Here is a 25,567-nt window from a genome sequence, read left to right on the forward strand (position 1 = left end):
CAGTCCTCCCCTCCAGACATGAGGGGAGCGGCGCGCCGGCAGGCGCGGTTGTGGTAGTTGGGACGCGATCCGTCACGCCGTCGCAACGGCGAAGCGGGTCGCGGCGCCTGCAGGCGCGCCACCGCGGGGTTTATGGCGAGGGGACCGTGCTTCCGGGCTGGCACGTGAACTCCCTTTGGGAGCCACTCCGGCGGGATTTCGCCCGCCTTTCGCCATCCGCGTCCAGCCACTCAAGGCAGAGCCCCCGTAGTAGGGCCCGGACGGTGACCCCAGCCTCCCGGGGCGTGCTTGCGAGGCACGCGCGCGGGACACCGCATCCGGCTCCACTCTCAAGACGCCTCATGACAGCGCCCCTCGTTGAGCAGGACAAGGAGACTATAAGTCTGATATAGGATTTTTGTCAACGAGCATGTATCAACAAAATCAGATCGTCGATAGCACCGAAAACCGTTCGCCGGTGGCGCGCAGCTTTAAGGCGTCGGGATGGCCCTCCTCGTCAACCACGCCGTCGACGCGCGCCGCGGACGGGCCCTGGCGGCACAGCGCGATCATCTCCGCGACCACCTGTTCGGGGCCAGCGAGAAGCGCCTCGACACTGCCGTCGCGGCGATTGCGCACCCAGCCGTCGAGGCCGAGGCCTTCGGCGGTGAATTCCAGCCAGGCGCGATAGCCGACGCCCTGGACCCGGCCGCGGATGGTGACCTGACGGATCGCCTCGACCATCTATTTCTTCAGCCCAAGCACATCGGCGGCGCGCTGTTTGACGAGGGCCGCGCGGGTCACCCAGTCCATCAGATCCGATGACGCGAGGCCCTGCAACTCCTTGGGCGCAGCACCGTCGCGCACCGCCTGCAGGGTGGCGAAGATTGCCTGCGTCGCCGCGGCGATCGGCGCATGGCCCTGCACTGCGATGCGCACACGCTGCGCGGCCAGGAAGTCCCAGTCGGCCATCTCCTCGGTCGGGCCGCCGAGCACGATCGGCAGCGTGGTCGCGGCGCTGATCGCTTCGAGCTCGGCGCGCGTCTTGACGCCGGTGAACATCAGCGCATCGACGCCCTCGGCCTGATAAGCGCGTGCGCGCACGATGGCGTCATCCACCGAGGTGATCGACGCCGCACCGGTGCGGCCGACGATGACCAACGACGAGATCGCCGCGCGCCTGCAGCGCCGCCCTGATCTTGCCGACGCCCTCGTCATGCGAAATCAATTGCTGCTTCGAAACGCCATAGGCCTGCGGCAGCAGCGTATCCTCGATGGTGAGGCCGGCGGCGCCGGCCATCTCCAGCTCCTGCACGGTGCGGCGGACGTTGAGCGCATTGCCGTAGCCGTGATCGGCATCGACCAGCACCGGCAGCGTCGCCGCACGCGCCATGCGGCGCATCTGTTCGGCCAGCTCGGTGAGCGTGATCAGCGCGATGTCGGGATCGCCGAGCACCGCCAATGACGCCGCCGAGCCGCCGAACATGCCGACCTCGAAGCCGATGTCCTCGGCGATGCGCAGCGAGATCGCGTCATAGACCGAGGCCGGACGCAGGCATTTGTCGCCGGCCAGGATCTCCCGCAAAACGGCGCGGCGAGTGCGGAAGGTCATGCGAATTCGAGGATCAGCGCGTCGACCGCCAAGGTGGCGCCGGCGACAGCGTGGATCTTCTTGACGATGCCGTCGCGTTCGGCGCGCAGCACGTTCTGCATCTTCATCGCCTCCACCACCGCCAGCGTCTCGCCGGCCTTGACGTCCTGGCCCTCGGTCACCGCGATCGACACCACAAGGCCGGGCATCGGGCACAACAGCTTCTTGCCGGTATCGGCCTTGACGCCGACCGGCATCAGCCGCGCCGCGACCGCCTCGGCCTCGGTGAAGACATTGACGGCGACCTCATAGCCCTGGTGCGCGAGGCGGATGCCGTTGGGAATCGGCCGCACCTGCATGGCCACCACGTGGCCGTCGACGGTGCCTTCCCAGACCGGATTGCCGGGCGTCCACGGCGACACCAGCCGGTGCGGATTGCCGACGCTGCCGTCGGCCGCGACGAAGCGCACCGCCACGCCGTCGCCGTCGCGTGTCACGTCGAGCGCGATCTCGTCGCGCTCCAGCCACACCGCACGCCGGCCGGCCCGGGTCACGGCACGGCCGGTGAGCTGGCCGGAGATCTGTCGCTTGCGCTCACCGATCACATGGTCGATGGCCGCGGCCACCGCCGCGATGCGGCGCGCCACTTCGCCTTCCGGCGGTCGCGCGGCAAATCCCTTGGGGAATTCCTCGGCGATGAAGCCGGTGGAGAGGTTGCCCTCGCGCCAGCGCGGATGGTTCATCAAGGCCGACAGGAACGGAATGTTGTGACGGATGCCCTCGATGTAGAAGGCATCGAGCGCATGGGACTGCGCTTCGATCGCGGCGGCGCGCGACGGCGCGTGGGTGACCAGCTTGGCAATCATCGGGTCGTAATAGATCGAGATCTCGCCGCCCTCCTCCACGCCGGTGTCGTTGCGCACGGTGATGCCGTCGACGCTGCTCTCGGCGGGCGGACGATACTTGATCAGGCGGCCGATCGAGGGCAGGAAATTGCGGAACGGATCTTCGGCATAGACGCGGGATTCAACCGCCCAGCCGGTCAGCGTGACATCCTTCTGCGCCATCTGAAGCTTCTCGCCGGCGGCGACGCGAATCATCTGCTCCACCAGGTCGACGCCGGTGATCAGTTCGGTGACGGGATGCTCGACCTGCAGCCGGGTGTTCATCTCGAGGAAGTAGAAGCTCTTGTCCTGCGCGGCGACGAATTCCACGGTGCCGGCGGAATCGTAATTCACCGCCTTGGCCAGCGCCACCGCCTGCTCGCCCATCTTGCGCCGGGTGGCCTCGTCGAGCAGCGGGCTCGGCGCCTCCTCGATGACCTTCTGGTTGCGGCGCTGGATCGAGCATTCGCGCTCGCCGAGATAGATGACGTTGCCGTGCTTGTCGCCAAGCACCTGGATCTCGATATGGCGGGGGTCGACGATGAACTTCTCGATGAACACGCGGTCGTCGCCGAACGAGGACTTTGCCTCGGCGGTGGCGAGGCCGAAGCCTTCCTCGACTTCCGACGTCGAATAGGCGATGCGCATGCCCTTGCCGCCGCCGCCGGCCGAGGCCTTGATCATCACGGGATAGCCGATCTCGTCGGCGATCCGGATCGCGTGCTTGCCGTCGGTGATGACGCCGAGATGGCCGGGCACCGTGGAGACGTTGGCCTTGGCCGCGGCCTTCTTGGATTCGATCTTGTCGCCCATCGCGGCGATGGCGCCGGGGTTGGGACCGATGAAGACGATGCCTGCGGCTTCCAGCGCGCGCGGAAAGGATTCACGCTCCGAGAGGAAGCCGTAGCCGGGATGCACCGCCTCGGCGCCGGTCTTCTTGCAGGCCTCGATGATCTTCTCGATCAGCAGATAGCTCTCGCTCGCCGCCGGCGGCCCGATCAGGACGGCCTCGTCGGCCATCTCCACATGCAGCGCGTCGCGGTCCGCTTCGGAATAGACGGCCACCGTCTGGATGCCCATGCGGCGGGCGGACTTGATGATGCGGCAGGCGATCTCGCCTCGGTTGGCGATCAAAATTCGTTTGAACATGAGCTGTTTACTTGCAACCTTGGGGCGGGCTCCGGCCAAGCGGGCCGGCGGCGCAATGTGGCATGTGGACGCGGCTGTAACAATTCTGTCGCACAGAAAAACTACAGAATGGCAGCGGCCGAAACGGCCGGAACCGGTTCGAAATGGGGATTTCCATGCGCTGCGCCATCGCAATCTTGTCCGTTGGGCTAACCGTTCTTTCAGCCAACACGGCTTTCGCCCAAAATAGCCCTCCCCGCAACCTGATTTTGTTCGTTCCGGACGGCCTGCGGGCCCTCAAGGTGACCCCCGAAACCGCGCCGGCCATGGCCGCGCTGCGCGACAAGGGCGTCAACTTCAAGAACTCCCATTCACTGTTTCCGACCTTCACCATGGCCAATGCGTCGGGCATGGCCACAGGACATTACCTCGGCGACACCGGCACCTTCAGCAACTCGATCTATACTGGCCACCCCACCCCGGTGCAGAACGGCAGCACGATCCCGTTCATCGAGCATGACCAGGTGCTCGGCGACCTCGACGAGCAGTTCAATGGCGACTACCTCAACGAAGAGTCCCTGCTGAAGGCCGCGCGCAGTGCCGGCTTCAGCACCGCGGCCATCGGCAAGGTCGGCCCGACCCTGGTGTTTGACCACACAGAACGCACCGGCACCAAGAGCATCATCCTCGACGACCAGACCGGCGCTGTCGACAAGGACGGCAAGCTGATCGGCATTCCCCTCTCCGACGAGATCAAGGCGGCGCTGACCGCCGCCAACCTGCCGCTGGCGACGCCGTCGCGCGGCGACAACGGCAAGGCCGGCGATGCCAAGACTCCCGGCACCGTGGTCGCCAACATCGCGCAGCAGGGCTACCTCGCCGACGTCGCCACCAAGGTGGTGCTGCCGATGTTCAAGGCGCGCAACAAGCCGTTCGTGCTGGTGTTCTGGGCGCGCGATCCCGACGGCAGCCAGCACAACACCGGCGACAGCCTCAACACCGTGACGCCCGGTATCAACGGCCCGACCTCGATGGCCGCCATCAAGAACACCGACAACAACCTCGCGCAGTTGCGCAAGGCGCTCGACGATCTCGGCCTCGCCGCCTCGACCAACATCATCGTGTCCGCCGACCATGGCTTCTCGACGATCTCCAAGGAGAGCAAGACCTCGACGACCATCAAGGGCACCTACCCCGACACCCCGGCCGGCTTCCTGCCGCTCGGCTTCTTCGCCATCGACCTGGGAAGGGCGCTCGACCTGCCGCTGTTCGATCCCAACAGCAAGTTCGCTGCCGTCGCCGACAATGACTATCCGAAGGCCGGCAATGCCTACCTCGGCAAGGATCCCGCAAAACCGGAGCTGATCGTCGCCACCAATGGCGGCTCCAACCTGATCTACCTGCCGACCAAGGATAAGGCGCTTGCGGCACGTACCGTGAAGGCACTGCTGGCGCAGGACTATGTCAGCGGCATCTTCGTCGACGACTCGCTGGGCTCGTTCCCCGGCGCGCTGCCGATGTCGGCGATCAACCTGTCCGGCAAGGCGGTCACGCCGCATCCGGCCATCGCCGTCAGCTTCCGCTCCTACGCCACCGGCTGCGACGTCCCCACCAATTGCTCGGTGGAGGTCGCCGACACCGTGTTGCGCCAGGGCCAGGGCATGCATGGCAGTTTTGGCCGCGGCGACACCATGAACTTCATGGCAGCCATCGGCCCGGATTTCAAAACCGGATATGTCGACGCGCTGCCGGTCAGCAACGCTGACGTCGGCATCACCGCGGCCAAGCTGCTCGGCCTCAGCCGCAAGGCCAACGGTCACCTGATCGGCCGCGTCATGACCGAAGCCATGCCCAACGGCAAAACGCCGAAGGCGGTTTCGGACACCGTCCGCTCGAAGCCCGACGCCCAGGGCCTGCGCACCGTCCTGCTGTTGCAGCGCGTCGGCGAGCAGCGCTACTTCGACGTCGCCGGCTTCCCCGGCCGCACCGTCGGGCTCGATGCCGACAAGCCGAAGACGGCGGGGAAGTAAGCCCTGCTTAAGCTGCGGACCGGATCGGCTTCACCAGCAGCGAAGCGGGGATCTTCCACGCTTCGCTGATCGTGTGGATCATCTCCACGGTCAGCGCCCGGCGTCGGTTCAGTAGCTCGGACGCACGCGACCGCGAGCCCAGCAATTCCGCGAGCTCGGCCTGGGAATGGCCGAGCTCGTCGATGGCATAGTTCAGCACATCGATCGGATCAGACGCATCGGCATTCGGCCAGCGCGTGTCCTCGTACTTCTCGACAAGCGTTGCAAGAATGTCGAGCTTGTCGCCGTCTTCGGTGCCGACCGCGGCCCCCCAAAGCCGTTCAATTTCGCGCAGCGCGGCAAGATGATCGTCGTCGTTTCGAATGGGGTGAATGTCCATGATGCTACCCTTTTCAGAACTGCGAGACGGTCAAAGCGTCGATGCGATCATATTCGGCGTGCGTGCCAATGAACTTGATGAACGCAATGCGTCTGGCGAAATCAAATGCCACGATCATCCGAAAATTTCCGCCTGCGACTTCAAATCTCACACGCCTCCCGTCGAGAACCTTCGCACTCGGAGCAGCGCGGCGGACGTCATCCATCGAGCCCCAATCGCTTGCCCTGACCTGCGCTCGCCAGCGCATAAGCGCAATTATTGTCTCTGGATGTTTCTCTGCATAGGCAGCGAGCACGCGCCACGAGATAATGCGCATACAAAAGCATGTTCCCGGATCGGGAACATGGCAACAAAAAACGGCGGGACAAGCCCCCGCCGTTCTTCAAATTTAGATCTCGTGCGTCCGGCTTAAACGCCGAGGTCGAACACGTTCGGCAAAGCCAGCGGCATGGTGGCGGCGCCGACGATGGTGGCGACCAGGGTCATCAGCGTGCGGTTGCTGCGACGCTTGCCGCGCATCTGGCTGGCGATCCATTCCAGCACTTCGATGTTGACGCCGACGGCGCGGGTCGGCGCCCAGCTGTCGATCGCGGTGTCGGGCGACAGCGCCACGGCACGCGGCGGCACCGGCAGTCCGGATGCGGCGGCGGCGTGATGCACCACGGCCTTGGCAAACAGGTCGTCGAAGCGGCCTTCGTCGCTGCGATCGGCGGCGGCGTCGTTGATCTCGAACAGCGCCTCGGCCTCGTCGCGGCTGACCGGCTGGTTGGCGACACCCGCGGCCGTCAGGATGCGCGCGCACCAGGCGGCGTCATCGGCGTCCAGCGCGCGGGAAAAATGGATGCGGCCCCGGGTGGTCGGTCCCTCGCCGGTGATCACTCCGTCGCGCACGACCGCGAGGGCTTGCGCCGCCGTGATGCGATCCAGGATGCCGGAGGTCTCGATGGCGCCGATCTGTTCGGCGGGGGCTGCGGTGGACATTTGATTTTCTCTCATGGTCTTTTCATTCTGAACCCCAGCATTTTCATGCGGGTCTTAACGCTCGGTTAATAATCGGTCCCGTAGTCGCCCCGTCGTAAACAGGCGGTTATTGGTCGCTGCGGCGGGGTGCTTGGTTCAGGGATGTCGCAACCCGGTCAGGCGGGATTGGGCCGCCCAAGCGGCAATATCGCGGCGCCGCAGATTTGCCGCAGGCCGTGATTTTTCCGCCACCGCGGGGAGCGGTAAACGAAAGATTGCGGTCCGGAGCGCGCATGGAGAAGGATCTTGTCCTTTTTGCCGGCCGGTTCCCTTTGCCGTCCCTGCCCCGTATAGTCCCGTTGCGATTTTAAGCCGTAACTTGAACGAGATGAGGGCGAGACATGACACTCCAGATTGGCGCCGTGGCACCGGATTTCGAGGCCGAGACCACCGCCGGGCGCATCCATTTCCATGACTGGATCGGCAACAGCTGGGCGATGCTGTTCTCGCACCCCAAGGACTTTACCCCGGTCTGCACCACCGAGCTGGGCGCGCTGGCGAAACTGCAGCCGGAGTTCGACAAGCGCGGGGTCAAGCTGATCGGACTCAGCGTCGATCCGGTCACCAAGCACACGCTTTGGGTCGATGACATCAAGGAAACCCAGGGCTACGAGCCGACCTTCCCGATGATCGGCGACACCGACTACAACGTTTCGAAACTCTACGGCATGCTCCCGGCGGCCGTCTCCGGCGACGCCAACGTCCGCACCGCTGCTGACAACCAGACCGTCCGCAACGTGTTCATCATCGGGCCGGACAAGAAGATCAAGTTGGTGCTGGTCTATCCGATGACCACCGGCCGCAACTTCCAGGAAATCCTGCGGGTCATCGACTCCTTGCAGATGACCGCCAAGCACCGCGTCGCGACGCCGGCCGACTGGCAGCAGGGCGAGGACGTCATCATCGCCGGCTCGGTGACCAACGACGAGGCCAAGACGATCTATCCGGACGGATGGAAAGAACCGAAGCCGTATCTCCGCATCGTGCCGCAGCCGAAGTAGGTCGCCAGCACTGAACGACCAAGGGCGCCCCGCGATGCGGGGCGCCCTTTGATTTTCCGGAAGAGATATCAGCCACACAGTTCAGGCCGCCGTTGCCGCCCTCGCCGCTTCCGTGTCCCGGGCCGGCGGCAGTCCGAACATCCGGCCGTACTCGCGGGTGAATTGCGGCACGCTCTCATAGCCGACCGCGAACGCCGCGCTGCTCGCCGACAATCCCTCCGCAGCCATCAACCGCCGCGCCTCGATAAGACGCAACTGCTTCTGGAATTGCAGCGGCGACAGCGAGGTGACGCTGCGAAAATGCTGGTGGAAAGACGACGGACTCATTCCGGCTATCGCCGCCAGACGCTCGACCGGCAGCGGCCGCGCGAACTCGGTGCGCAGCACGGCGACGGCCCCCGCGATCCGCTGGGCGTGGCTGTCCTGCCAACCGAGCCGGCGAATGGCGGGGCCGTGCCGGCCGGCCAGCAGCCAGTAGTGCATCTCGCGCAGCATCTGCGGGCCCAGCACAGGCACCGCCGCCGGCCACTCCAGCAAATGCATCAGCCGCAGCGCCGCGTCGGCAACCTCGCCGTCTGTCGGTTCGACCCGCACCGCCGCACCTTCCGCCACGGTCAACGCCGCCATCTGCAACGTCAGTTCGGCGATCACCGCCAGATCCAGTTCGACAACCAGGGAAAGATAGGGCGCGGCGTCACTGGCGCGGGTGATCTGGCTGACAATCGGCACGTCCGCGGTGATCAGCAGCGAGTCGCCGGCGCCGAACGCAAAGAGATCGGACCCCATCGCCACCTGCTTGCTGCCCTGCAGGACGAGGCAGACCATCGGCTTCGAGATCGCGTGGACCAGGCCGCTTGGTGCGGTCGAACGGACGATCATCAGGCCACCAATGGGGCTCCGGGCAAACCCGGCCGGATCGGCAAAGGCCTCTGCATAGCGGCTGGCGACAATGAGCAAGGTTTCGGTCATGGCGCGATCCTAACCGATCGCCTGATGTCGCGCACCTGTCCTGGAGGAATAGGCAAGCATTGCCGAGGTTTCGGCAACGACGTCCGGAGGCCCGACCAGTATCCAGCCGGTCATCGCAACAGGAGTTGAAGCATGACCAGCATGACCAGCATCACCATCGTCACCGGCGCCAGCCGCGGACTCGGCCGCAATACCGCCCTCTGCATTGCCCGCCGCGGCGGCGATGTCATCGTCACCTATCAGAGCCGGGCGGAAGATGCGCAGGCGGTGGTCGCCGAGATCACCGCGATGGGCCGCACCGCAATCGCCTTCCCGCTCGACACCGGCAACATCGCCGGCTTCGCCGATTTCGCCGCCCGCCTGCGCGCCGCGTTGCGCACCCACTGGCAGCGCGACACGTTCGATCATCTCGTCAACAATGCCGGCCACGGCGACCATGCGTTGATCGAGCAGACCACCGCGGCGCAGTTCGATCGGCTGGTCGACGTGCATTTCAAGGGCGTCTACTTCCTGACCCAGGCACTGCTGCCGCTGATCGCGGACGGCGGTCGCATCGTCAACCTGTCGTCCGGCCTGACGCGAATGTCGTTCTCCGGCTATGCGGCCTACGCTGCAGTGAAGGGCGCTGTCGAAGTTCTCACCCGTTACATGGCCAAGGAACTGGGGCCCCGCGGCATTGCCGTCAATACGGTGGCACCGGGCGCAATCGAGACCGACTTCGGCGGCGGCGGGGTGCGCGACAATCCGGATATCAACAGGCTGTTCGCCGGCATGACCGCGCTCGGCCGCGTCGGGCTGCCCGATGACATCGGGCCGATGATCGCCAGCCTGTTGTCGCCGGACAACCGCTGGGTCAATGCGCAGCGGATCGAGGTGTCGGGCGGACAAGGCCTCTAGGACCTGATCGCCATGGAAGAAACCTTGTCCCGGACGCGATGCGGCACGAAGTGCTGCATCGCAGAGCCGGGACCGTTGCGAACTCCGGCTTCTGGTACGGTCCCGGCTCTGCGACGCACCGCGCTCCAAGCGGGGCGCAGTGCGTCGCGTCCGGAACACGATTCAGTAAAAGCCAATTCCGCTCTAGCCGGCGGCGCGCCGGCGGACAATGGCCCGCCGGCTCCCTACCTTACAGCTTCGGCACCAGCCAGTTGGTGATCAGCAGGCCGAGGCTCGCCGACAGCGCGGTGACGAAGCTGCCCCACGTCACGTCCACCAGTACCACCGGCCAGGTCCAGTGCTTGAGCAGCGAGAGCGACGTCAGCTCGAAGGTGGCGTAGCAGAAGAAGCCGAACAGCGCGCCATAGAGCAGCGTCGATTGCCAGGTGGCGTCGGGCGAGCCGCTGACGAAGACCAGGATGCCGACGATATAGAGCAGATAGAACAGGATCGCGGGCGCGAGGCGAACCTCGCCGAGCATGTCGCCGACCTGCGACTGGAAGAAACTCTTGGCCACGGTGCCGAGAAACAGGAAGTCGATGGGGATCAGGACGACGAACGTCGCCAGATAGAGAAATGCGTAGCGCTTCACGTCGGCCTCCGGAAAAGATCTGTTGCGCAATCTCATGATACGCGCCAGGGCGCACAAAGTTGCAAAAGATCGCTGGGGACGGACTGGAAACATTGCGCGTCGTCTGTGTTAAAAATGTCCGATGACCGACACATCTCCTTGCATCGTCTGGTTTCACGACGATCTCCGCCTCTCCGATCACCCCGCCTTGCACGCCGCGTCGAAGACCGGCGCGCCGGTGATCTGTCTTTATGTGCTCGACGAGCACAGCGCCGGCATCCGGCCGCCAGGCGGCGCGGTGCGCTGGTGGCTGGCGCAGTCGCTGCGCGCGCTGCTGACGAGCCTCGAGGCGATCGGTGGCACGCTGGTACTGCGCCGCGGCCGCGCCGCCGACGTGATCGCTGCCGTGGCGCGCGAGGTCGATGCGGCCCAAGTGTTCTGGAACGAGATCGCGCAGGTTCCGCATCTCGCCGTCGCCGACGAGGTGATCGCGGCCCTCGCCGACCTCAATGTCGGCGCGCAGAGTTTTGATGGCGACCTGCTCGCCAGGCCCGCCAGCGTGCGCACCAAGGAGGGCCGCGGCCTGCGCGTGTTCACGCCGTTCTGGCGGCGGGTGGTGGCGATGGGCGATCCAGCGAAGCCCCTGCTCGCACCGAAGGCGCTGAAGTCCGCCCCGAGAGTTGCGGGCGATTCCCTCGCTGACTGGCAGCTCGAACCATCGCGGCCGGACTGGGCCGCAGGCTTGCGCGCGACGTGGACGCCTGGCGAAGCCGCAGCGCACAAACGGCTGTGCAACTTTCTCAACAGCGGCATCGGCGGCTATGCGAGCGAACGCGACCGGCCGGATCACGACGGCACCTCGCGGCTGTCGCCGCATCTGCGGTTCGGCGAGATCAGCCCACGGCAGGTGTGGTACGCCGCGCGCTTCGCTGCCGCGGAACATCCAAAGGTCGCCACCGACATCGACAAATTCCTCAGCGAGGTCGGCTGGCGCGAGTTCTGCCGTCATCTCTTGTTCGACGTTCCCGACCTCGCCGAGCGCAATCTGCAGCCCGCGTTCGACGACTTTCCGTGGAAGGCCGACCGCAAGGCGCTGCGCGCCTGGCAACGCGGCCAGACAGGCTATCCGATCGTCGATGCCGGCATGCGCGAGCTCTGGCACACCGGCGTGATGCACAATCGCGTCCGCATGGTTGTCGCTTCGTTCCTCGTCAAGCACCTGCTGATCGACTGGCGCGAAGGCGAAAAGTGGTTCTGGGATACGCTGGTCGACGCCGATGCCGGCAGCAATCCTGCCAACTGGCAATGGGTCGCAGGCTGCGGTGCCGATGCCGCGCCCTACTTCCGGGTGTTCAATCCGATCCTGCAGGGAAAAAAATTCGATCCCGACGGACTCTACGTTCGACGCTGGGTGCCGGAGTTGAAGGCGATGCCCTCGAAGACCATCCATGAGCCGTGGAACGCTAGCCCGCTAGAGCTTGGCGTCGCCGGCGTCACGCTCGGCAAGAGCTATCCGACGCCGATCATCGATCACAAAGCGGGTCGCGAGCGCGCGTTGAAGGCCTATGCGGCGACACGAAACAGTTGACTACACGTCGCTCACACTTCATCTGAGAACCGAATCGGACTACCGTCAGAGAATCGATAACCTTTGGGGGATAAGATGAAAGACGACACTCCGATTTTGGAGCAGATGACAGACGCTCTCAGTAGCGCTGCCGATGCGACAAAAGAAGCCGCCACTTCCTTGGTGAAGAAGGTCCGCAAGGCCACCACCAAGAAAACGGCGAAGAAGCCCGCGGCAAAGAAAGCCGCAAAGAAGTCGACCAAGAAACCTTCGGCCAAGAAATCTTCGGCCAAGACAACCAAGAAAGCGAAAAAGACAGTGGCAAAATCAGTGAAGAAGACCGCCAAGAAGGCCTCCAAGGCAGCCAAGACCACCAAGAAGGTCGCCAAGAAGGCCGCGAAGAAGACCGTGAAGAAGGCTGCTCCGAAGAAGGCCAAGAAGGCCGCTCCGAAGAAGGCCAAGAAGGCTGCCAAGAAGTCCAAGAAGTAAGCATCACAGCCTCGCTGTGAAGTGAAAGCCTCCGGGTCCAAGCCCGGAGGCTTTTTCTTGGCCGGTGCTTCTTCACCTCTCCGCCGGTGGAGAGAGGCGCGATGAACATCGACGGCCCGATCCGGGCCAAAGGAAGCTCGCTCACGCCCCCGCGCGGTTGACGACCAGCACAGCAGCGCCGCAAGCGACCATGCCGATGATGGCGATGACATCGAGGGTCTCGCCGAACAGGATGTAGGCCATCAACGCGGTCACTGCCGGCACCAGATAGAACAGGCTGGCGACCCGGCTCGAGGCATGGCGACGCAACAGCCAGTACAGCAGGCCGACGGTGCCGATCGACAGCACGATCGCCAGCCAGCTCACCGCCAGCACGAACTGCAAACTCCAGTCGATCGTGCGACTCTCGAACAGCCACGCGCCCGCCGCCAGCATCAGCAGCCCGGCGATCTGCTGGATCAGGCTGCCGCTACGCCAGTCGATGTGGCCGCAGAAGCGCTTCTGATAGAGCGTGCCGAGGGTGATGGCGACCAACGCGGCGGCCGAAGCCAGCCAGCCCCAGCCGGCATCGCCGGAGATTGGCCTGCCGTACAGGATCAGCGCTACGCCAGCGAGCCCGAGCAGCAGCCCGCCCCACTGCAGCGGCGTGACGCGTTCGCCGAGCCAGCGATTGGCCAGCGTCGACGTCAGGATCGGCTGCAGTCCGGGGATCAGCGCCGACAGACCCACCGGCACCGAATGCGCCACCGTCAAGGCAGTGGCGGACAGATATACTCCCTGCACCAGCAGGCCGGCGACGATGCTGTGGGCGATGCCGGCGCGGTCCGGCCAGACCGGGCGCGTCAGGGTCGCCACCACGGCCATGATCGCGACCGCGATGACCATGCGCACCGTCAGGTAGGTGAACGGTTCCGCCCCCACCAGCGCGTACTTGGTGCCGATGAATCCGGTGCACCACAGCAACACGAAGACCACCGGTGCGGCGCGCGCCGCGACATCTGCAGGATGATGTTTCATGGATGCTGAGTGCCCGATCGTATGCTATGCGGCAATGGCGAATGATGCGGGGTACCTCACCGTCTCGCACATCGCCAGACATCGCCGACGTTGGAATTCCCATGAACGTTCGGAGACTGGCCGGTCCGCGATGTGGTGATGTTCTAACCGGAGATTGCCTTGCGCCTGCAATTCGAGACCGTCGACGTGTTCACCGCCGAGCAATTCAGCGGCAATCCGCTCGCGGTGGTGCTGAACGCCGAGGGCCTGTCGACGGCACAGATGCAGGCCATCGCAGCCGAGTTCAACCTGTCGGAGACCACCTTCGTGCTGCCGCCGAAGGACCCCGCGCACACGGCGGCGGTGCGCATCTTCACGCCGAAGGGTGAGATGCCATTCGCCGGCCATCCCAATGTCGGCACCGCCTATGTGCTGGCGCGGGCCGGCACGAGTTACGGCCGGCCGGTTGCCGGCGGGCGCGTGATGTTCGAGGAACAGGCCGGGCTGGTCCCGGTCGAGATCCTGCGCGATGGCACCGCAGTGACCGGCGCAAGACTCGCTGCGCCGCAGCGGCTGAGCATCGGCGCCGAAATTCCCGCCGAGCTGATCGCGGCGGCCTGCGGGATCGCCGTCGACGACATCGAAACCAGAAGCCACCGGCCGCTGATCGCCTCTTGCGGCGCGGCCTTCATCCTCGCCGAGCTGAAGAGCCGCGCCGTGCTGCAGGCCGCCATCGCCCATGCCGACGTATTCCGCCGCGAGGTGGCGAAACATCCGGTGACCAGCGTCCATCTGTACACTCAGGTCGACGAGCCCGCGCTCGACATCCGGACGCGGATGTTCGCGCCGCAGCACAACATCCCCGAAGACCCGGCGACCGGTGCCGCCAATGTCGCGCTGATCGGCCTGCTGGCGCAGCTGCAGCCGGAGCCAAACCTGACGCTCACCAGGCGCATCGCCCAGGGCGTCGAGATGGGGCGACCGAGCCTGCTGCATGCCGAAGCGACGAAGCAGGACGGCGCGGTGACGGCGACATTCATCGGAGGCAGTTGCGTGCCGGTGATGACGGGAACGATTGAATTGAATTGAGGCGCGACTGAGCGATAGCTGTCGCCCTCCGCGAAAGCGGGCGGCCCAGTATTCGCTGGCGTCCGCGATGATCGCAGGTGCTTCGGACTACTGGATCGCCCGGTCAAGCCGGGCGATGACAGCCGAGGGCGTTGCTGCGGCACCTCAAAAATCTTCCGGACAGGGATCGACGATCTTCCACAGCTCCATGCCGTTCTTGATCTTCTTCATCTCCGGGGTCAAGCCGCCGTTGCGGTTGATCCATTCCTTCACCGGCTGCGGGTAGTAGGACATCAGGTCCGAGGTGCCCTCGTAGCTGGTGACCTTGATGCCGAAGGTGAAGGCCTTGTCGTAATAAGCCTGGTGGAAGCCCAGGCTGGCACGCGGCGTGACGCAGATCTTGTTCATCGGCACGATGCCGAATACCATGGTGCAGGCGGAATTGCAGATGCCGTCGATGATCACCCGTTCCTTGCGGTCGCGGATGCGCTCGTACTTGGCCTTGTATTCGGTGACGTAGCCGCCGTGGTCGCGGGTGATGCGCAGATCCGCCTTCGCCGGGGTGGCGAGCAGCGCAAGCATCAGAAACGGGAGCAGCGGCAAACGCATGGAGCGATCGGGACCGGTAAGGGGCGGCGGACGGCAGGCATCCACCTGCCATCTGACTTTGGCCGGACTGTGTTGGCATTTGGTTAAGCATCGCAACAAAGCGAAAAATGGGCAGGCCACGTAGGGCGGATTAGCCGAAGGCGTAATCCGCCAGCAGATCCAACCCGGGCGCATCGCTCGGTTTAGCGAACAGATGCCTCTTAGTCACTGGGCACAATCTCGGCGGCGGGTTACAGCTTCGCCTAACCCGCCCTACCCGCTACGTCGCCAGCTAATCGCCTACCCGTTCAGGAACATCCGATACACCGGATTGCTGGTCTCGTCCTCATAGGGGTAGCCGAGCAGAGCCAGACGCTCGGTCAGCCGCGGTCGGTCGGCGGCGGGCACCTCGATGCCGACCAGCACGCGGCCGTAATCGGCGCCGTGGTTACGGTAGTGGAACAAAGTGATGTTCCAGTCCGGTCCCATCTGGTCGAGAAACTTCAGCAGCGCCCCCGGCCGTTCCGGGAATTCGAAGCGCAGGATCACCTCGTCGCGCAACGCCGGCGGGGCGCGGCCGCCGACCATATAGCGGATATGCAGCTTGGCGGTTTCATCGGCGCTGACGTCGAGCACCTTGTAGCCGAGCGCGCGCAACTCGGCGATCAGCGCGGCCTTCTTGTCGGAGACGTTGTTCAGCTTGAGGCCAACAAAGACATTGGCCTCCGCGGCATCGGCATAGCGATAGTTGAATTCGGTGATGGTGTGGTTGCCGATGGTCTGGATGAAGCGGCGATAGCTGCCGGGCTGTTCCGGAATGGTGACGCCGAGCAGGATCTCGCGCGCCTCGCCGATCTCGGCGCGCTCGGCGACGTGGCGCAACCGGTCGAAGTTGAGGTTGGCGCCGCTGTTGATGGCGATCAGCGCGCCGGTCCGCGTCGGATGGGCGGCCACGTAGCTCTTCAGCCCGGCCAGTGCCAGCGCGCCGGCAGGCTCGGACAGCACCCGCGTGTCCTCGAAGATGTCCTTGATGGCGGCGCACATCTCGTCGGTGTCGGCGGTGATGATGTCGTCCAGCAGGTCGCGGCAGATGCGGAAGGTCTCGACACCGGCCTGGCGCACGGCGACGCCGTCGGCGAACAGCCCGACGCGGTCCAGCACCACGCGCCCGCCGGCCGCGATCGCCGCCTGCATGGAGGCCGCATCGGCCGGCTCGACGCCGATCACCTTCGTCTCCGGCCGCAGGAACTTGATGAAGGACGCCACGCCGGCCGCCAGCCCGCCGCCGCCGATCGGCACGAACACCGCCTCGATCGGATCGGGATGCTGCTGCAGGATCTCCATGCCGATGGTGCCCTGCCCGGCGATCACATCGGGATCGTCATAGGGATGCACGAAGGTCAGGCCGCCCTCCTTCTCGAGGTGCCGGGCATGGGCCGAGGCTTCGTCGAAGGTGTCGCCGAACAGGATGGCGTTGCCGCCCCAGTAGCGGACGGCATCGACCTTGATCGGCGGCGTGGTGACCGGCATCACGATGGTCGCCTTGATGCCGAGCCGCTGCGCCGACAGCGCCACGCCCTGGGCGTGGTTGCCGGCCGAGGCGCAGATCACGCCGGCGGCGCGCTGCGCCGGCGAGAGTTGCGCGATCTTGTTGTAGGCGCCGCGGATCTTGAACGAGAAGATCGGCTGCAGGTCCTCGCGCTTGAGCAGCACCGGGCAATCCAGCCGCGCACCGAGCCGCACCATCGGGTCGAGCGGGGTCCGCAGCGCCACGTCATAGACCCGCGTATCGAGAATTCTGCGAACGTAATCGGTCACGGTTGATCCTTAAGCGGGAACGTCGCCGAGCAGCGACAACCGCCGGGCGTCAAGACGGCCATCGGGGTCTCTTAGGCCATCTTACCGTCGATCTCCAGCCCGACCCGGCCGGGACCAACTACCGCTCGCTACGTACCAGATGCACGCCGGCCGCGGCGGCCATGGCCGCCAGCGCAAACCAGGTGACGGCATAGACCAGATGATTGTTGGGAAGGCTGATCACGGTCAGGCCGCCCACCGGCCCGGCCGCGCCCGGAGTCGCAGCGGCATCGATGAAATATGGCGCGACATCGGTAAGGCCCCGCGCCGCGGCGATGGCGGCGACGTCACGGGCGTACCAGCGATCGGCGGCGGGATCGTTCGACCTGAGAAAACCACCTTTGGGCTCGGTGATGCGCAACAGGCCGGTGATCTCGACGCGTTGACCCACTGCGCCTGTTGCTGCGGGTTTATACTCCGACGAGACAAAGCCGCGATTGATCAGGATGGTAAAACCGGCGTCGGTGCGCAGCGGGGTCATCAGCCAATAGCCGCCGCCCAGCGCGGTGACCGCCTGCACCAAGGTGTCGCGGCCGGTGAGCCAGGTGCCGGCGGCACGGACATGGCGGTAGGCATCGGTGGATGCCGAGATGGCGGGCCAGGCAGCCGGCCCCGGGGCGTCAACGAGGGGGGCATCCACCCGTTGGTCGATCTGGCTGATGAGATTCAGCTTCCAGACCCGGCGCTCGAGCTGCCAGACGCCGAGCGCAGCCAGGCCGGCCCAGATGAGCGCAGCCAACGCGCACAGCAGATAGAGCCGCAAGCGCGAGCGAGGCGAACGTGCCGCGCCTGCGCCCGCTTTGGTCACGGCATCTGCTTCATCATGTCCGGCGACATGGGCATCATGTTGGTATTCAGATGGAACATGACCCACAGCGAGCCGCTGAGCGCGATCACAATGATCACGATCGTGAACAGCAGCGCCATGATGGTCCAGCCGCCCTCCGACTTGGTGTCCATGTGCAGGAAGTAGATCATGTGGACCACGATCTGCACCAGCGCGAAGCCTATCACCAGAAACGCGGTGACCTGCTTGCTGGTGATCACGCCGGACATCACCAGCCAGAACGGAATCGCCGTGAGAATCACCGAAAGACCGAAGCCGATCAGGTAGCTCCTGCGCGTGCCGTGGGACGGCGCATCGGCGGCATGGTGGCCAGCGTCGTGGCCAGTTTCGGCGTGGGCGGTCATCGCAGCATTCCCAGAAGGTAGACAAAGGTGAAGACGCCGATCCAGATCACGTCGAGGAAATGCCAGAACAGGCTGAGGCACATCAGGCGGCGCTTGTTGGCCGCGATCAGGCCGTGCCTGGCGACCTGCGTCATCAGCGTCACCAGCCAGACCAGGCCGAAGGTGACGTGCAGGCCGTGGGTGCCGACCAGCGTGAAGAACGCCGACAGGAAGCCGCTGCGCTGCGGCGTGGCACCGGCATGGATCAGCGTGTGGAATTCGTGCAGCTCGATGCCCAGAAACGCGAGGCCGAACAGGCCGGTCAGGGCCAGCCAGATCTGCATGGAGCGCTGCTTGCCTTCCTCCATCGACAGCATGGCGAAGCCGTAGGTGATCGACGACAGCAGCAGCATGGCGGTGTTGACGGCCACCGTCGGCAGCTCGAACAGGTCCTTCGGCGAAGGACCTGCGGCATAGTTGGCGCCGAGCACGCCGTAGGTCGCGAACAGGATCGCGAAAATGAGACAATCGCTCATGATGTAGATCCAGAAGCCGAGCATAGTGCTCATGCCTTCGGGATGATCGTGCTCGTCGGCCACATAGAAGGCCGGCAGCTCGGTGTCGGCCGCGGGAATGATGTTGGCGCTGGACATCGATCAGGCTCCGGCCGCGAGCAGTTGCGTGCGCGCATCTTCGGTCGCGATCACCTCTTCCACAGGAATGTGGTAGTCGCGGTGATAGTTGAAGGTGTGGTGGATGGCGACGGCGAGCAGCGCCACGAAGCTCAGCGCCGCCAGCCACCAGATGTACCAGATCATGCCGACCCCGAACACGACACTGAGGCCTGCGAGAACGACGCCGGTGCCGGTGCTCCTCGGCATGTGGATCGCCTTGAAGCCGGAGACCGGACGGACATAGCCGCGCTTCTTCATGTCGGCATAGGTGTCGCCGTCATAGATCACCGGGGTGAAGGCGAAATTGTAATCCGGCGGCGGCGATGACGTCGACCACTCCAGCGTACGGCCGTTCCAGGGATCGCCGGTGACGTCCCGCAGACGCTCGCGGTCGCGAATGCTGACGAAGAACTGCATCAGCATGGCGCCGATTCCGATCGCGACCAGCACGGCGCCGAAGGCGGCGATCATGAACCAGATCTGGTACGACGGATCGTCGAAGTGGCGCAGACGGCGCGTCACGCCCATCAGGCCGAGCACGTAGAGCGGCATGAAGGCGAAATAGAAGCCGACCACCCAGAACCAGAACGAGATCTTGCCCCAGAACGGATCGAGCTTGAAACCGAACGCCTTCGGGAACCAGTAGTTGACGCCGGCGAAGATGCCGAACAGCACGCCACCGATGATCACGTTGTGGAAATGGGCGATCAGGAACAGGCTGTTGTGCAGCACGAAGTCGGCCGGCGGCACTGCCAGCAGCACGCCGGTCATGCCACCGAGCACGAAGGTGATCATGAAGGCGATGGTCCACATCATCGGCAGCTCGAAACGGATGCGGCCGCGATACATGGTGAACAGCCAGTTGAAGATCTTCGCGCCGGTCGGAATCGAGATCACCATCGTCGTGATGCCGAAGAACGAGTTGACGCTGGCGCCCGACCCCATGGTGAAGAAGTGATGCAGCCAGACGAGGTAGGACAGGATGGTGATGACGGCGGTGGCGTAGACCATCGAGGTGTAGCCGAACAGGCGCTTGCCGGCGAAGGTCGAGACGACTTCCGAGAAGATGCCGAACGCCGGGAGAACCAGGATGTAGACCTCGGGATGGCCCCAGATCCAGATCAGGTTCACGTACATCATCGGGTTGCCGCCGAGATCGTTGGTGAAGAAGTTGGTGCCGACGTAGCGGTCCAGCGACAGCATCGCCAGGACCGCGGTCAGCACCGGGAAGGACGCGACGATCAGAATGTTGGTGCACAAGGAGGTCCAGACGAAGATCGGCATCTTCATCCAGGACATGCCGGGCGCGCGCATCTTGACGATGGTGGCAATCAAGTTGATGCCGGAGAGCGTGGTCCCGACGCCGGCCACCTGCAGCGCCCATATGTAATAATCGACGCCCACGTCCGGACTGTAGCCGATGCCCGACAGCGGCGGATAGGCCAGCCAGCCGGTGCGGGCGAACTCGCCGACGAACAGCGACATCATCACCAGCACGGCGCCGCCGACGGTCATCCAGAAGCTGAAATTGTTAAGGAACGGAAACGACACGTCGCGGGCGCCGATCTGCAGCGGCACCACGAAATTCATCAGGCCGGTGACGAACGGCATCGCCACGAAGAAGATCATGATCACGCCGTGCGCGGTGAAGATCTGGTCGTAATGATGCGCCGGCAGGAAACCGTCATTGGCACCGAACGCCATGGCCTGCTGGGCGCGCATCATCAGCGCATCGGCGAATCCGCGCAGCAGCATGATCAGGCCGAGGATGCAGTACATGATGCCGATCTTCTTGTGATCGACGCTGGTCAACCATTCCTTCCACAAATAGCCCCACAGCTTGAAGTACGTCACCGCGCCGACCACCGCGACGCCGCCCAGCAGCACTCCGATGAAGGTGACCAGCAGAATCGGCTCATGCAGCGGGAAGGATTCCAGCGTGAGGCGGCCGAATATCGGGCTAGTCGCAAGTTCAGGCGTCGACATATTCAAAACCGTTTCGAAGGTGTGATTGGCTGGGCTGGCCGATTAGCTGGGCTGACCGAGGCCGGCAATGCTGAACGGCCGCAGGCGCGGCAGGCTTGCATTTGAAAGACCTGGCTTCGGCAAGCCCGCTCCGGTGATGCCAGCCGGATCGCGCGGAAAGATTCGCGACGACGAAGTGTCGGCGCTTACGACGCCCATCGGCTCCGCGACGGTACAGAGCGCAGCGACAAAGGTTGGTGACGCGGTGAGCGGCGAAGCGCGGCGGGCATATTTGTCGGCGGCCTGCGGCAGCACGTTGTTGATGCTGGCCACGCCGCCACCGCCTTTGGCGTCGATGTGCATCATCTCGTCCATGCACATCTTGCCGGGTTGCACGCACATGTTGAGCGCAGCGTGGTAGAGATCCGCGTCCACCGAGGCGTAATAGCGCACCGGCTCGTTTTCGCTGGGCTTCTCGAGCGCGAGGTAGCCATCGCGACCGAGCGCGCCGCCAGCCTTCCTGACCTTGGCCACCCAGGCATCGAAGTCGGCGACACTCTGACCGTGGAAGCGGAACTTCATCCCGGAAAAGCCCGCGCCGCTGTAATTGGCGGAGAAGCCGTCATAGTCGCCCGGCGCATTGATCACGGCGCTGAGCCTCGTCTGCATCGCCGGCATGGCATAGATCTGCCCGGCCAGCGCCGGAATATAAAACGAGTTCATCACTGTCGCGGAGGTGATCTCGAAGCTGATCGGCCGGTCCACCGGCGCGGCCAGTTCGTTGACGGTGGCAATGCCAAGCTGCGGATAGATGAACAGCCACTTCCAGTCGAGCGCCACGACCTGGACCTTCAGGGGCTCCGTGCCGGGCTTGACCGGCTGGCCGGAGACGATCCGCTCGATCGGCCGGTAGGGATCGAGCAGATGGGTTCCGGTCCAGGTGATGGCACCGAGGCAGATGATGATCAGCAGCGGCGCGCCCCAGATCGCCAGTTCGAGCTGCGTCGAGTGATCCCAGTCCGGCTCATAACGCGCGTCGGTATTCGCCGCGCGATAGCGCCAGGCAAACAACACGGTCAGCGCGAGCACAGGAATGATGATAAGAAGCATCAGCCCGGTGGAGATCAGCAGCAGGTCACGCTGCCGTGCGGCCACGTCGCCGGCGGGGCTAAGGACCACCGCGTCGCAGCCAGACAACAATACCGCAAGCGGAGTCAGAATTGCGACGCGACAGAGGGATGAGCGGCTCAGCAGGCCGTGAAGAGATATGCGCATCAGCGGGCGATATACCCGCCGTGCCGCAGCGCACATTGGACATTTTGTCCAATCACGCACCGCGCCCGAATGGCGTACCCCGACGCTAGGCAGGGCTGCGGCTTCTGTAGATCAAGACCAAGGAATGACTGACGTCATGAGTTCGATGCCCGCCACCGACACGACGACGATTGAACATGATGCGCGGCGCATCAACACCCGCCATGACGCGCATGTCGCGCCCGGCGAGATCGCCATCGGCGTCATTATCGGACGAACCTCGGAATTCTTCGACTTCTTCGTTTATGCCATCGCGTCGGTGCTGGTGTTTCCGAAACTGGTGTTTCCCAATACCGACCCGCTGACCGCCACGCTGTATTCTTTCGCCATTTTTGCGCTGGCGTTCATCGCCCGCCCGATCGGCTCGCTGATCTTCATTTGGGTCGATCGGGAATATGGCCGCGGCATCAAGCTGACGATCGCCATCTTCCTTCTTGGCGGCTCGACCGCCGCAGTGGCCTTCCTGCCCGGGCATGCAGAGATCGGCGCCTGGTCGGGCATTTTGCTGGCGCTGTTTCGTCTCGGACAGGGCGTGGCGCTGGGCGGTGCCTGGGACGGACTCGCCTCGCTGCTGGCGCTGAACGCACCGGAAGAAAAACGCGGCTGGTACGCCATGATTCCGCAGCTCGGCGCGCCGATCGGCCTGATCATCGCCAGCGCGCTGTTCGCGTTCTTCATCACCAGCCTGTCGGCGGCCGACTTCCTGGAATGGGGCTGGCGCTACCCGTTCTTCGTCGCCTTCGCCATCAACGTCGTCGCCTTGTTCGCGCGGTTGCGCATCGTCTCGACACAGGATTACGCAAACCTGTTCGAGAGCCGCGAACTGCAGCCCTCCCCGGTGATCGAGACCGTGCGCCATCAGGGCCGCGACATCGCGATCGGCGCCTTTGCGCCGCTGGCCAGTTTCGCAATGTTTCACATGGTGACCGTGTTCCCGCTGTCCTGGGTGTTCCTGTTCACCAAGGAAGATCCGACCCGGTTCCTGGTCATCGAGATCGTCGGCGCCGTAGTCGGTATCGCCGCCACCATTGCATCGGGATTGATTGCCGACCGTTACGGCCGCCGCGCCCTGCTCGGCGTCTCCGCCGTGGCTATCGCGGTATTCAGCGGATTTGCACCGCAATTGCTGGACGGCGGCGCGGTCGGCGAAGTGGTGTTCATGGTCACCGGCTTTGCCCTGCTCGGACTGTCGTTCGGCCAATCGTCCGGCGTGGTGTCGTCCAATTTCAGCAGCATCTACCGGTACACCGGCGCGGCGCTGACGTCGGATCTGGCCTGGCTCGTCGGAGCCGGTTTCGCCCCCTTCGTGGCATTGTTCCTGTCATATCATTTCGGACTGCTCGCCGCCGGCGCCTATTTGCTGTCCGGCGCGGTGGCCACCCTCGCCGCCCTGGGAATCAACACCGAGCTGGCACGCAAGATTTCCTGATCGCACGGCAAGACCGCAGCGCGCGCATCGCACTCGCGATGCGGCTCACGCCATGCTAGCGTTTGGCCACCTTTCCGCACCGTGCTGCGTTCTGTGGGCCAGCCGCTATCAAGAGACTGCCGTGACTTTGCCACAGGCTTCGATTCAGGAGATCACCAACAGCAAGAACCTGCTGCTGCTGGTGACGCTGCGCTGGCTGGCGATCGCGGGGCAGATCGGCGCGATCGCCATCGCGACGCTCTGGCTCGACATCCCCCTGCCCGTTTTGCAGATGGCTTCGATCATCGGGTTTCTGATCGCGCTCAACCTGATCACCCTGTATCGCTACAGCAGCGGCGCCATCATCACCAATACCGAGCTGTTTCTTGATCTTCTGCTCGACGTCGTCACACTGACGGCGCAGCTCTACCTGAGCGGCGGCGCGACCAATCCCTTTGTTTCGTTGTTCCTGCTGCAGGCAGTGCTCGGCGCCGTGCTGCTGCAGACCTGGTCGACCTGGACCATCGTTGCCGTAACCAGCGGATGCTTCATCTGGCTGACTACGTCATACAACGAGATCGGATTTTCGGAGCCGATGCACAGCGGTGCGCATTCGCGGCTGTTCGCCGTGCACATCTACGGCATGTTCATCTGCTTCCTGCTCGCTGCCGTGCTGCTGGTGCTGTTCATCACCCGCATCAATCGCAATGTCCGCGACCAGGACCTGCGCCTCGCGGAATTGCGCCAACAATCGGCCGAGGAGGAACATATCGTCCGCATGGGGCTGCTCGCCTCGGGTGCAGCGCACGAGCTGGGAACACCGCTGGCAACGATGTCGGTGATCCTCAACGACTGGGAGCGGATGCCGGCGCTGCGCGCCGATGGCGAACTGGAGGCCGAGCTCATCGAGATGCAGACCCAGCTCAAGCGATGCAAAACGATCGTATCCGGCATCCTGCGCTCCTCCGGCGAAGAACGCGGCGAGAATTCCGAACGCACCAGCATCGTTAACTTCATCGACGGCGTGGTCGATGACTGGGAGGAAAGCCGCAACCCGAGCCGGTTCGAATACACCAACCGTCTTGTTGGCGATTTTGTGATCGCCTCCGACGTGCTGCTGCAGCAGATCCTGTATAATGTCCTCGACAACGCCTTTGAAGCCTCGCCCGCCTGGGTCGGCATCGACATCACCCAGAGCGGCGAGATGTTGAGCATCGCCGTCCGCGATGCCGGCCCGGGCTTTGCGCCGGATATGCTCGCCGAATTCGGCAAGCCGTATCGCTCGACCAAGCAGAAGCCGGGCAGCGGGCTTGGGCTGTTTCTTGTGGTCAACGTGCTGCGCAAGCTCGGCGGGCAAGCGACCGCCACCAACGTCCCGACCGGAGGCGCCATCGTCGAGTTGCGTTTGCCGATCTCCGCTTTGTCCGTCGAGGCCGCACATGTCCATTGATCCATCGCTGGTGATCGTCGAGGACGATGCGTCGTTCGCCAAGGCGCTCAAGCGCTCTTTCGAACGGCGCGGCTACCGGGTCACGGTGTGCGAACGTATCGAGGATCTGAGCGCACTCCTGGAGACGACGCCGTTGCAATATGCGGTGGTCGACCTGAAGCTGAACGGATCGTCTGGGCTGGAATGCGTCAAGATCCTGCGCGCTCGCGATCCCGACACCAAGATCGTGGTGTTGACGGGATTTGCCAGCATCACCACCGCCGTCGAAGCGATCAAGCTGGGCGCCTGCCACTACCTCGCCAAGCCGTCGAATGCCGACGACATCGAGGCCGCGTTCGACAAGGCGACGGGAGACAGTACGGTGGCGCTCACCAACCGCCCGACGTCGATCAAGAGCCTGGAATGGGAGCGCATTCACGAAACGCTGGTGGAAACCGAGTTCAACGTCTCCGAGACCGCGCGACGACTGGGCATGCATCGCCGCACCCTTGCGCGAAAACTGGCGAAGCGATCGTTGAGTTAGACCTTTATCC

General features: G+C 64.4%; 25 protein-coding genes and 1 pseudogene. 9 read left to right on the forward strand and 17 right to left on the reverse strand.

Annotated elements, in window-relative coordinates:
• Positions 1-423: 423 nt before the first annotated feature.
• The 3 genes and pseudogenes from ACUXVA_RS24560 to ACUXVA_RS24570 form a co-directional block, all read right to left on the reverse strand.
• Positions 424-723: an acylphosphatase gene (locus ACUXVA_RS24560; protein WP_265083248.1), complete on the reverse strand. Its 300-nt coding sequence runs from the start codon at positions 721-723 to the stop codon at positions 424-426.
• Positions 724-1,591 (reverse strand): annotated as a pseudogene (locus tag ACUXVA_RS24565) (isocitrate lyase/PEP mutase family protein). It abuts the gene before it with no gap.
• Positions 1,588-3,603, reverse strand: a complete 2,016-nt coding sequence (locus ACUXVA_RS24570; protein WP_445488728.1) for an acetyl-CoA carboxylase biotin carboxylase subunit — start codon at positions 3,601-3,603, stop codon at positions 1,588-1,590. Before ACUXVA_RS24570 ends, ACUXVA_RS24565 begins: the two are co-directional and overlap by 4 nt.
• A gap of 155 nt (positions 3,604-3,758) precedes the next feature.
• Here ACUXVA_RS24570 and ACUXVA_RS24575 point away from each other — a divergent pair, with 155 nt between their 5' ends.
• Positions 3,759-5,612 (forward strand): alkaline phosphatase family protein, encoded by a 1,854-nt coding sequence (locus ACUXVA_RS24575; RefSeq protein WP_265083246.1) that lies wholly within the window; start codon positions 3,759-3,761, stop codon positions 5,610-5,612.
• A 7-nt stretch (positions 5,613-5,619) separates the two neighbouring features.
• Here the strand turns inward: ACUXVA_RS24575 and ACUXVA_RS24580 are convergent, their stop codons facing one another.
• The 3 genes from ACUXVA_RS24580 to ACUXVA_RS24590 all read right to left on the reverse strand — a co-directional run bounded on the left by ACUXVA_RS24580 (position 5,620) and on the right by ACUXVA_RS24590 (position 6,972).
• The gene (locus tag ACUXVA_RS24580; RefSeq protein WP_445488731.1) at positions 5,620-5,991 is read right to left on the reverse strand and encodes a helix-turn-helix domain-containing protein; all 372 of its coding nucleotides are present in this window, start codon (positions 5,989-5,991) and stop codon (positions 5,620-5,622) included.
• A gap of 13 nt (positions 5,992-6,004) precedes the next feature.
• On the reverse strand, positions 6,005-6,307 hold the full coding sequence (locus ACUXVA_RS24585) for a type II toxin-antitoxin system HigB family toxin (protein WP_265083245.1): 303 nt from the start codon (positions 6,305-6,307) through the stop codon (positions 6,005-6,007).
• Between the two features lie 92 nt (positions 6,308-6,399).
• Positions 6,400-6,972 (reverse strand): hypothetical protein, encoded by a 573-nt coding sequence (locus tag ACUXVA_RS24590; RefSeq protein WP_265083244.1) that lies wholly within the window; start codon positions 6,970-6,972, stop codon positions 6,400-6,402.
• Between the two features lie 380 nt (positions 6,973-7,352).
• Here ACUXVA_RS24590 and ACUXVA_RS24595 point away from each other — a divergent pair, with 380 nt between their 5' ends.
• The gene (locus tag ACUXVA_RS24595; RefSeq protein WP_265083243.1) at positions 7,353-8,012 is read left to right on the forward strand and encodes a peroxiredoxin; all 660 of its coding nucleotides are present in this window, start codon (positions 7,353-7,355) and stop codon (positions 8,010-8,012) included.
• A gap of 81 nt (positions 8,013-8,093) precedes the next feature.
• Here ACUXVA_RS24595 and ACUXVA_RS24600 read toward each other — a convergent pair whose 3' ends face one another.
• The gene (locus tag ACUXVA_RS24600) at positions 8,094-8,981 is read right to left on the reverse strand and encodes an AraC family transcriptional regulator (protein ID WP_265083242.1); all 888 of its coding nucleotides are present in this window, start codon (positions 8,979-8,981) and stop codon (positions 8,094-8,096) included.
• Positions 8,982-9,122: 141 nt separating this feature from the next.
• On the opposite strand from ACUXVA_RS24600, the gene ACUXVA_RS24605 reads away from it, so the two are divergent.
• Positions 9,123-9,878, forward strand: coding sequence for an SDR family NAD(P)-dependent oxidoreductase (locus tag ACUXVA_RS24605; protein WP_265083241.1), 756 nt, complete (start codon positions 9,123-9,125; stop codon positions 9,876-9,878).
• Positions 9,879-10,107: 229 nt separating this feature from the next.
• On the opposite strand, the gene ACUXVA_RS24610 is transcribed toward ACUXVA_RS24605, so the two are convergent.
• Positions 10,108-10,509, reverse strand: a complete 402-nt coding sequence (locus tag ACUXVA_RS24610) for a DUF2177 family protein (RefSeq protein WP_265083240.1) — start codon at positions 10,507-10,509, stop codon at positions 10,108-10,110.
• A 121-nt stretch (positions 10,510-10,630) separates the two neighbouring features.
• Here ACUXVA_RS24610 and ACUXVA_RS24615 point away from each other — a divergent pair, with 121 nt between their 5' ends.
• Positions 10,631-12,076 carry a cryptochrome/photolyase family protein gene (locus ACUXVA_RS24615; RefSeq protein ID WP_445488735.1) on the forward strand — a complete coding sequence of 482 codons (1,446 nt, stop codon included), beginning with the start codon at positions 10,631-10,633 and terminating at the stop codon, positions 12,074-12,076.
• Between the two features lie 11 nt (positions 12,077-12,087).
• On the opposite strand, the gene ACUXVA_RS24620 is transcribed toward ACUXVA_RS24615, so the two are convergent.
• Positions 12,088-12,402 carry a hypothetical protein gene (locus tag ACUXVA_RS24620; protein WP_445488737.1) on the reverse strand — a complete coding sequence of 105 codons (315 nt, stop codon included), beginning with the start codon at positions 12,400-12,402 and terminating at the stop codon, positions 12,088-12,090.
• On the opposite strand from ACUXVA_RS24620, the gene ACUXVA_RS24625 reads away from it, so the two are divergent.
• Positions 12,386-12,544, forward strand: coding sequence for a hypothetical protein (locus tag ACUXVA_RS24625; RefSeq protein WP_265083238.1), 159 nt, complete (start codon positions 12,386-12,388; stop codon positions 12,542-12,544). The two genes, ACUXVA_RS24620 and ACUXVA_RS24625, sit on opposite strands and share 17 nt — an antisense overlap.
• A gap of 141 nt (positions 12,545-12,685) precedes the next feature.
• Here the strand turns inward: ACUXVA_RS24625 and ACUXVA_RS24630 are convergent, their stop codons facing one another.
• A complete protein-coding gene (locus tag ACUXVA_RS24630; RefSeq protein WP_265083237.1) occupies positions 12,686-13,561 on the reverse strand; it encodes a DMT family transporter in 876 nt (291 codons plus the stop codon).
• A 159-nt stretch (positions 13,562-13,720) separates the two neighbouring features.
• Here ACUXVA_RS24630 and ACUXVA_RS24635 point away from each other — a divergent pair, with 159 nt between their 5' ends.
• Positions 13,721-14,629, forward strand: a complete 909-nt coding sequence (locus ACUXVA_RS24635) for a PhzF family phenazine biosynthesis protein (RefSeq protein WP_445488740.1) — start codon at positions 13,721-13,723, stop codon at positions 14,627-14,629.
• A 144-nt stretch (positions 14,630-14,773) separates the two neighbouring features.
• On the opposite strand, the gene ACUXVA_RS24640 is transcribed toward ACUXVA_RS24635, so the two are convergent.
• From ACUXVA_RS24640 to cyoA, 7 genes are all read right to left on the reverse strand, one after another.
• Complete coding sequence (locus ACUXVA_RS24640; RefSeq protein ID WP_265083235.1) at positions 14,774-15,217, reverse strand: DUF1402 family protein; 444 nt, start codon at positions 15,215-15,217, stop codon at positions 14,774-14,776.
• 279 nt (positions 15,218-15,496) lie between these two features.
• Entirely contained in the window at positions 15,497-17,014 is a 1,518-nt protein-coding gene (ilvA, locus tag ACUXVA_RS24645; protein ID WP_265083234.1) for a threonine ammonia-lyase, biosynthetic, read from the reverse strand.
• 118 nt (positions 17,015-17,132) lie between these two features.
• Positions 17,133-17,861, reverse strand: coding sequence for an SURF1 family protein (locus ACUXVA_RS24650; protein WP_445488742.1), 729 nt, complete (start codon positions 17,859-17,861; stop codon positions 17,133-17,135).
• A complete protein-coding gene (cyoD, locus tag ACUXVA_RS24655; protein WP_265083233.1) occupies positions 17,858-18,244 on the reverse strand; it encodes a cytochrome o ubiquinol oxidase subunit IV in 387 nt (128 codons plus the stop codon). Before cyoD ends, ACUXVA_RS24650 begins: the two co-directional genes overlap by 4 nt.
• Entirely contained in the window at positions 18,241-18,876 is a 636-nt protein-coding gene (gene cyoC, locus ACUXVA_RS24660) for a cytochrome o ubiquinol oxidase subunit III (protein WP_265083232.1), read from the reverse strand. Before cyoC ends, cyoD begins: the two co-directional genes overlap by 4 nt.
• Positions 18,877-18,879: 3 nt before the next feature.
• Positions 18,880-20,883 carry a cytochrome o ubiquinol oxidase subunit I gene (cyoB, locus tag ACUXVA_RS24665; RefSeq protein ID WP_265083231.1) on the reverse strand — a complete coding sequence of 668 codons (2,004 nt, stop codon included), beginning with the start codon at positions 20,881-20,883 and terminating at the stop codon, positions 18,880-18,882.
• A 42-nt stretch (positions 20,884-20,925) separates the two neighbouring features.
• Positions 20,926-22,137, reverse strand: a complete 1,212-nt coding sequence (cyoA, locus tag ACUXVA_RS24670) for a ubiquinol oxidase subunit II (protein WP_445488745.1) — start codon at positions 22,135-22,137, stop codon at positions 20,926-20,928.
• Between the two features lie 124 nt (positions 22,138-22,261).
• Between cyoA and ACUXVA_RS24675 the strand changes: the two genes are divergently transcribed.
• From ACUXVA_RS24675 to ACUXVA_RS24685, 3 genes are all read left to right on the forward strand, one after another.
• Complete coding sequence (locus tag ACUXVA_RS24675) at positions 22,262-23,605, forward strand: MFS transporter (protein ID WP_445488747.1); 1,344 nt, start codon at positions 22,262-22,264, stop codon at positions 23,603-23,605.
• Positions 23,606-23,726: 121 nt separating this feature from the next.
• Complete coding sequence (locus ACUXVA_RS24680) at positions 23,727-25,034, forward strand: ATP-binding protein (protein WP_445488749.1); 1,308 nt, start codon at positions 23,727-23,729, stop codon at positions 25,032-25,034.
• The gene (locus tag ACUXVA_RS24685) at positions 25,024-25,557 is read left to right on the forward strand and encodes a response regulator transcription factor (RefSeq protein ID WP_265083229.1); all 534 of its coding nucleotides are present in this window, start codon (positions 25,024-25,026) and stop codon (positions 25,555-25,557) included. Before ACUXVA_RS24680 ends, ACUXVA_RS24685 begins: the two co-directional genes overlap by 11 nt.
• Positions 25,558-25,567: the final 10 nt, after the last annotated feature.

It is taken from the genome of Rhodopseudomonas sp. RCAM05734 (genome assembly GCF_052658035.1).

What these genes read in the sequence shown, in the direction of transcription:
- ACUXVA_RS24560 (WP_265083248.1), bottom strand. Translation starts at nt 723, where the DNA reads ATGGTCGAGGCGATCCGTCAGGTCACCATCCGCGGCCGGGTCCAGGGC.
- ACUXVA_RS24570 (WP_445488728.1), bottom strand. Translation starts at nt 3,603, where the DNA reads ATGTTCAAACGAATTTTGATCGCCAACCGAGGCGAGATCGCCTGCCGC.
- ACUXVA_RS24575 (WP_265083246.1), top strand. Translation starts at nt 3,759, where the DNA reads ATGCGCTGCGCCATCGCAATCTTGTCCGTTGGGCTAACCGTTCTTTCA.
- ACUXVA_RS24580 (WP_445488731.1), bottom strand. Translation starts at nt 5,991, where the DNA reads ATGGACATTCACCCCATTCGAAACGACGACGATCATCTTGCCGCGCTG.
- ACUXVA_RS24585 (WP_265083245.1), bottom strand. Translation starts at nt 6,307, where the DNA reads ATGCGCATTATCTCGTGGCGCGTGCTCGCTGCCTATGCAGAGAAACAT.
- ACUXVA_RS24590 (WP_265083244.1), bottom strand. Translation starts at nt 6,972, where the DNA reads ATGTCCACCGCAGCCCCCGCCGAACAGATCGGCGCCATCGAGACCTCC.
- ACUXVA_RS24595 (WP_265083243.1), top strand. Translation starts at nt 7,353, where the DNA reads ATGACACTCCAGATTGGCGCCGTGGCACCGGATTTCGAGGCCGAGACC.
- ACUXVA_RS24600 (WP_265083242.1), bottom strand. Translation starts at nt 8,981, where the DNA reads ATGACCGAAACCTTGCTCATTGTCGCCAGCCGCTATGCAGAGGCCTTT.
- ACUXVA_RS24605 (WP_265083241.1), top strand. Translation starts at nt 9,123, where the DNA reads ATGACCAGCATCACCATCGTCACCGGCGCCAGCCGCGGACTCGGCCGC.
- ACUXVA_RS24615 (WP_445488735.1), top strand. Translation starts at nt 10,631, where the DNA reads ATGACCGACACATCTCCTTGCATCGTCTGGTTTCACGACGATCTCCGC.
- ACUXVA_RS24630 (WP_265083237.1), bottom strand. Translation starts at nt 13,561, where the DNA reads ATGAAACATCATCCTGCAGATGTCGCGGCGCGCGCCGCACCGGTGGTC.
- ACUXVA_RS24640 (WP_265083235.1), bottom strand. Translation starts at nt 15,217, where the DNA reads ATGCGTTTGCCGCTGCTCCCGTTTCTGATGCTTGCGCTGCTCGCCACC.
- cyoD (WP_265083233.1), bottom strand. Translation starts at nt 18,244, where the DNA reads ATGACCGCCCACGCCGAAACTGGCCACGACGCTGGCCACCATGCCGCC.
- cyoC (WP_265083232.1), bottom strand. Translation starts at nt 18,876, where the DNA reads ATGTCCAGCGCCAACATCATTCCCGCGGCCGACACCGAGCTGCCGGCC.
- cyoB (WP_265083231.1), bottom strand. Translation starts at nt 20,883, where the DNA reads ATGTCGACGCCTGAACTTGCGACTAGCCCGATATTCGGCCGCCTCACG.
- cyoA (WP_445488745.1), bottom strand. Translation starts at nt 22,137, where the DNA reads ATGCGCATATCTCTTCACGGCCTGCTGAGCCGCTCATCCCTCTGTCGC.
- ACUXVA_RS24675 (WP_445488747.1), top strand. Translation starts at nt 22,262, where the DNA reads ATGACTGACGTCATGAGTTCGATGCCCGCCACCGACACGACGACGATT.
- ACUXVA_RS24685 (WP_265083229.1), top strand. Translation starts at nt 25,024, where the DNA reads ATGTCCATTGATCCATCGCTGGTGATCGTCGAGGACGATGCGTCGTTC.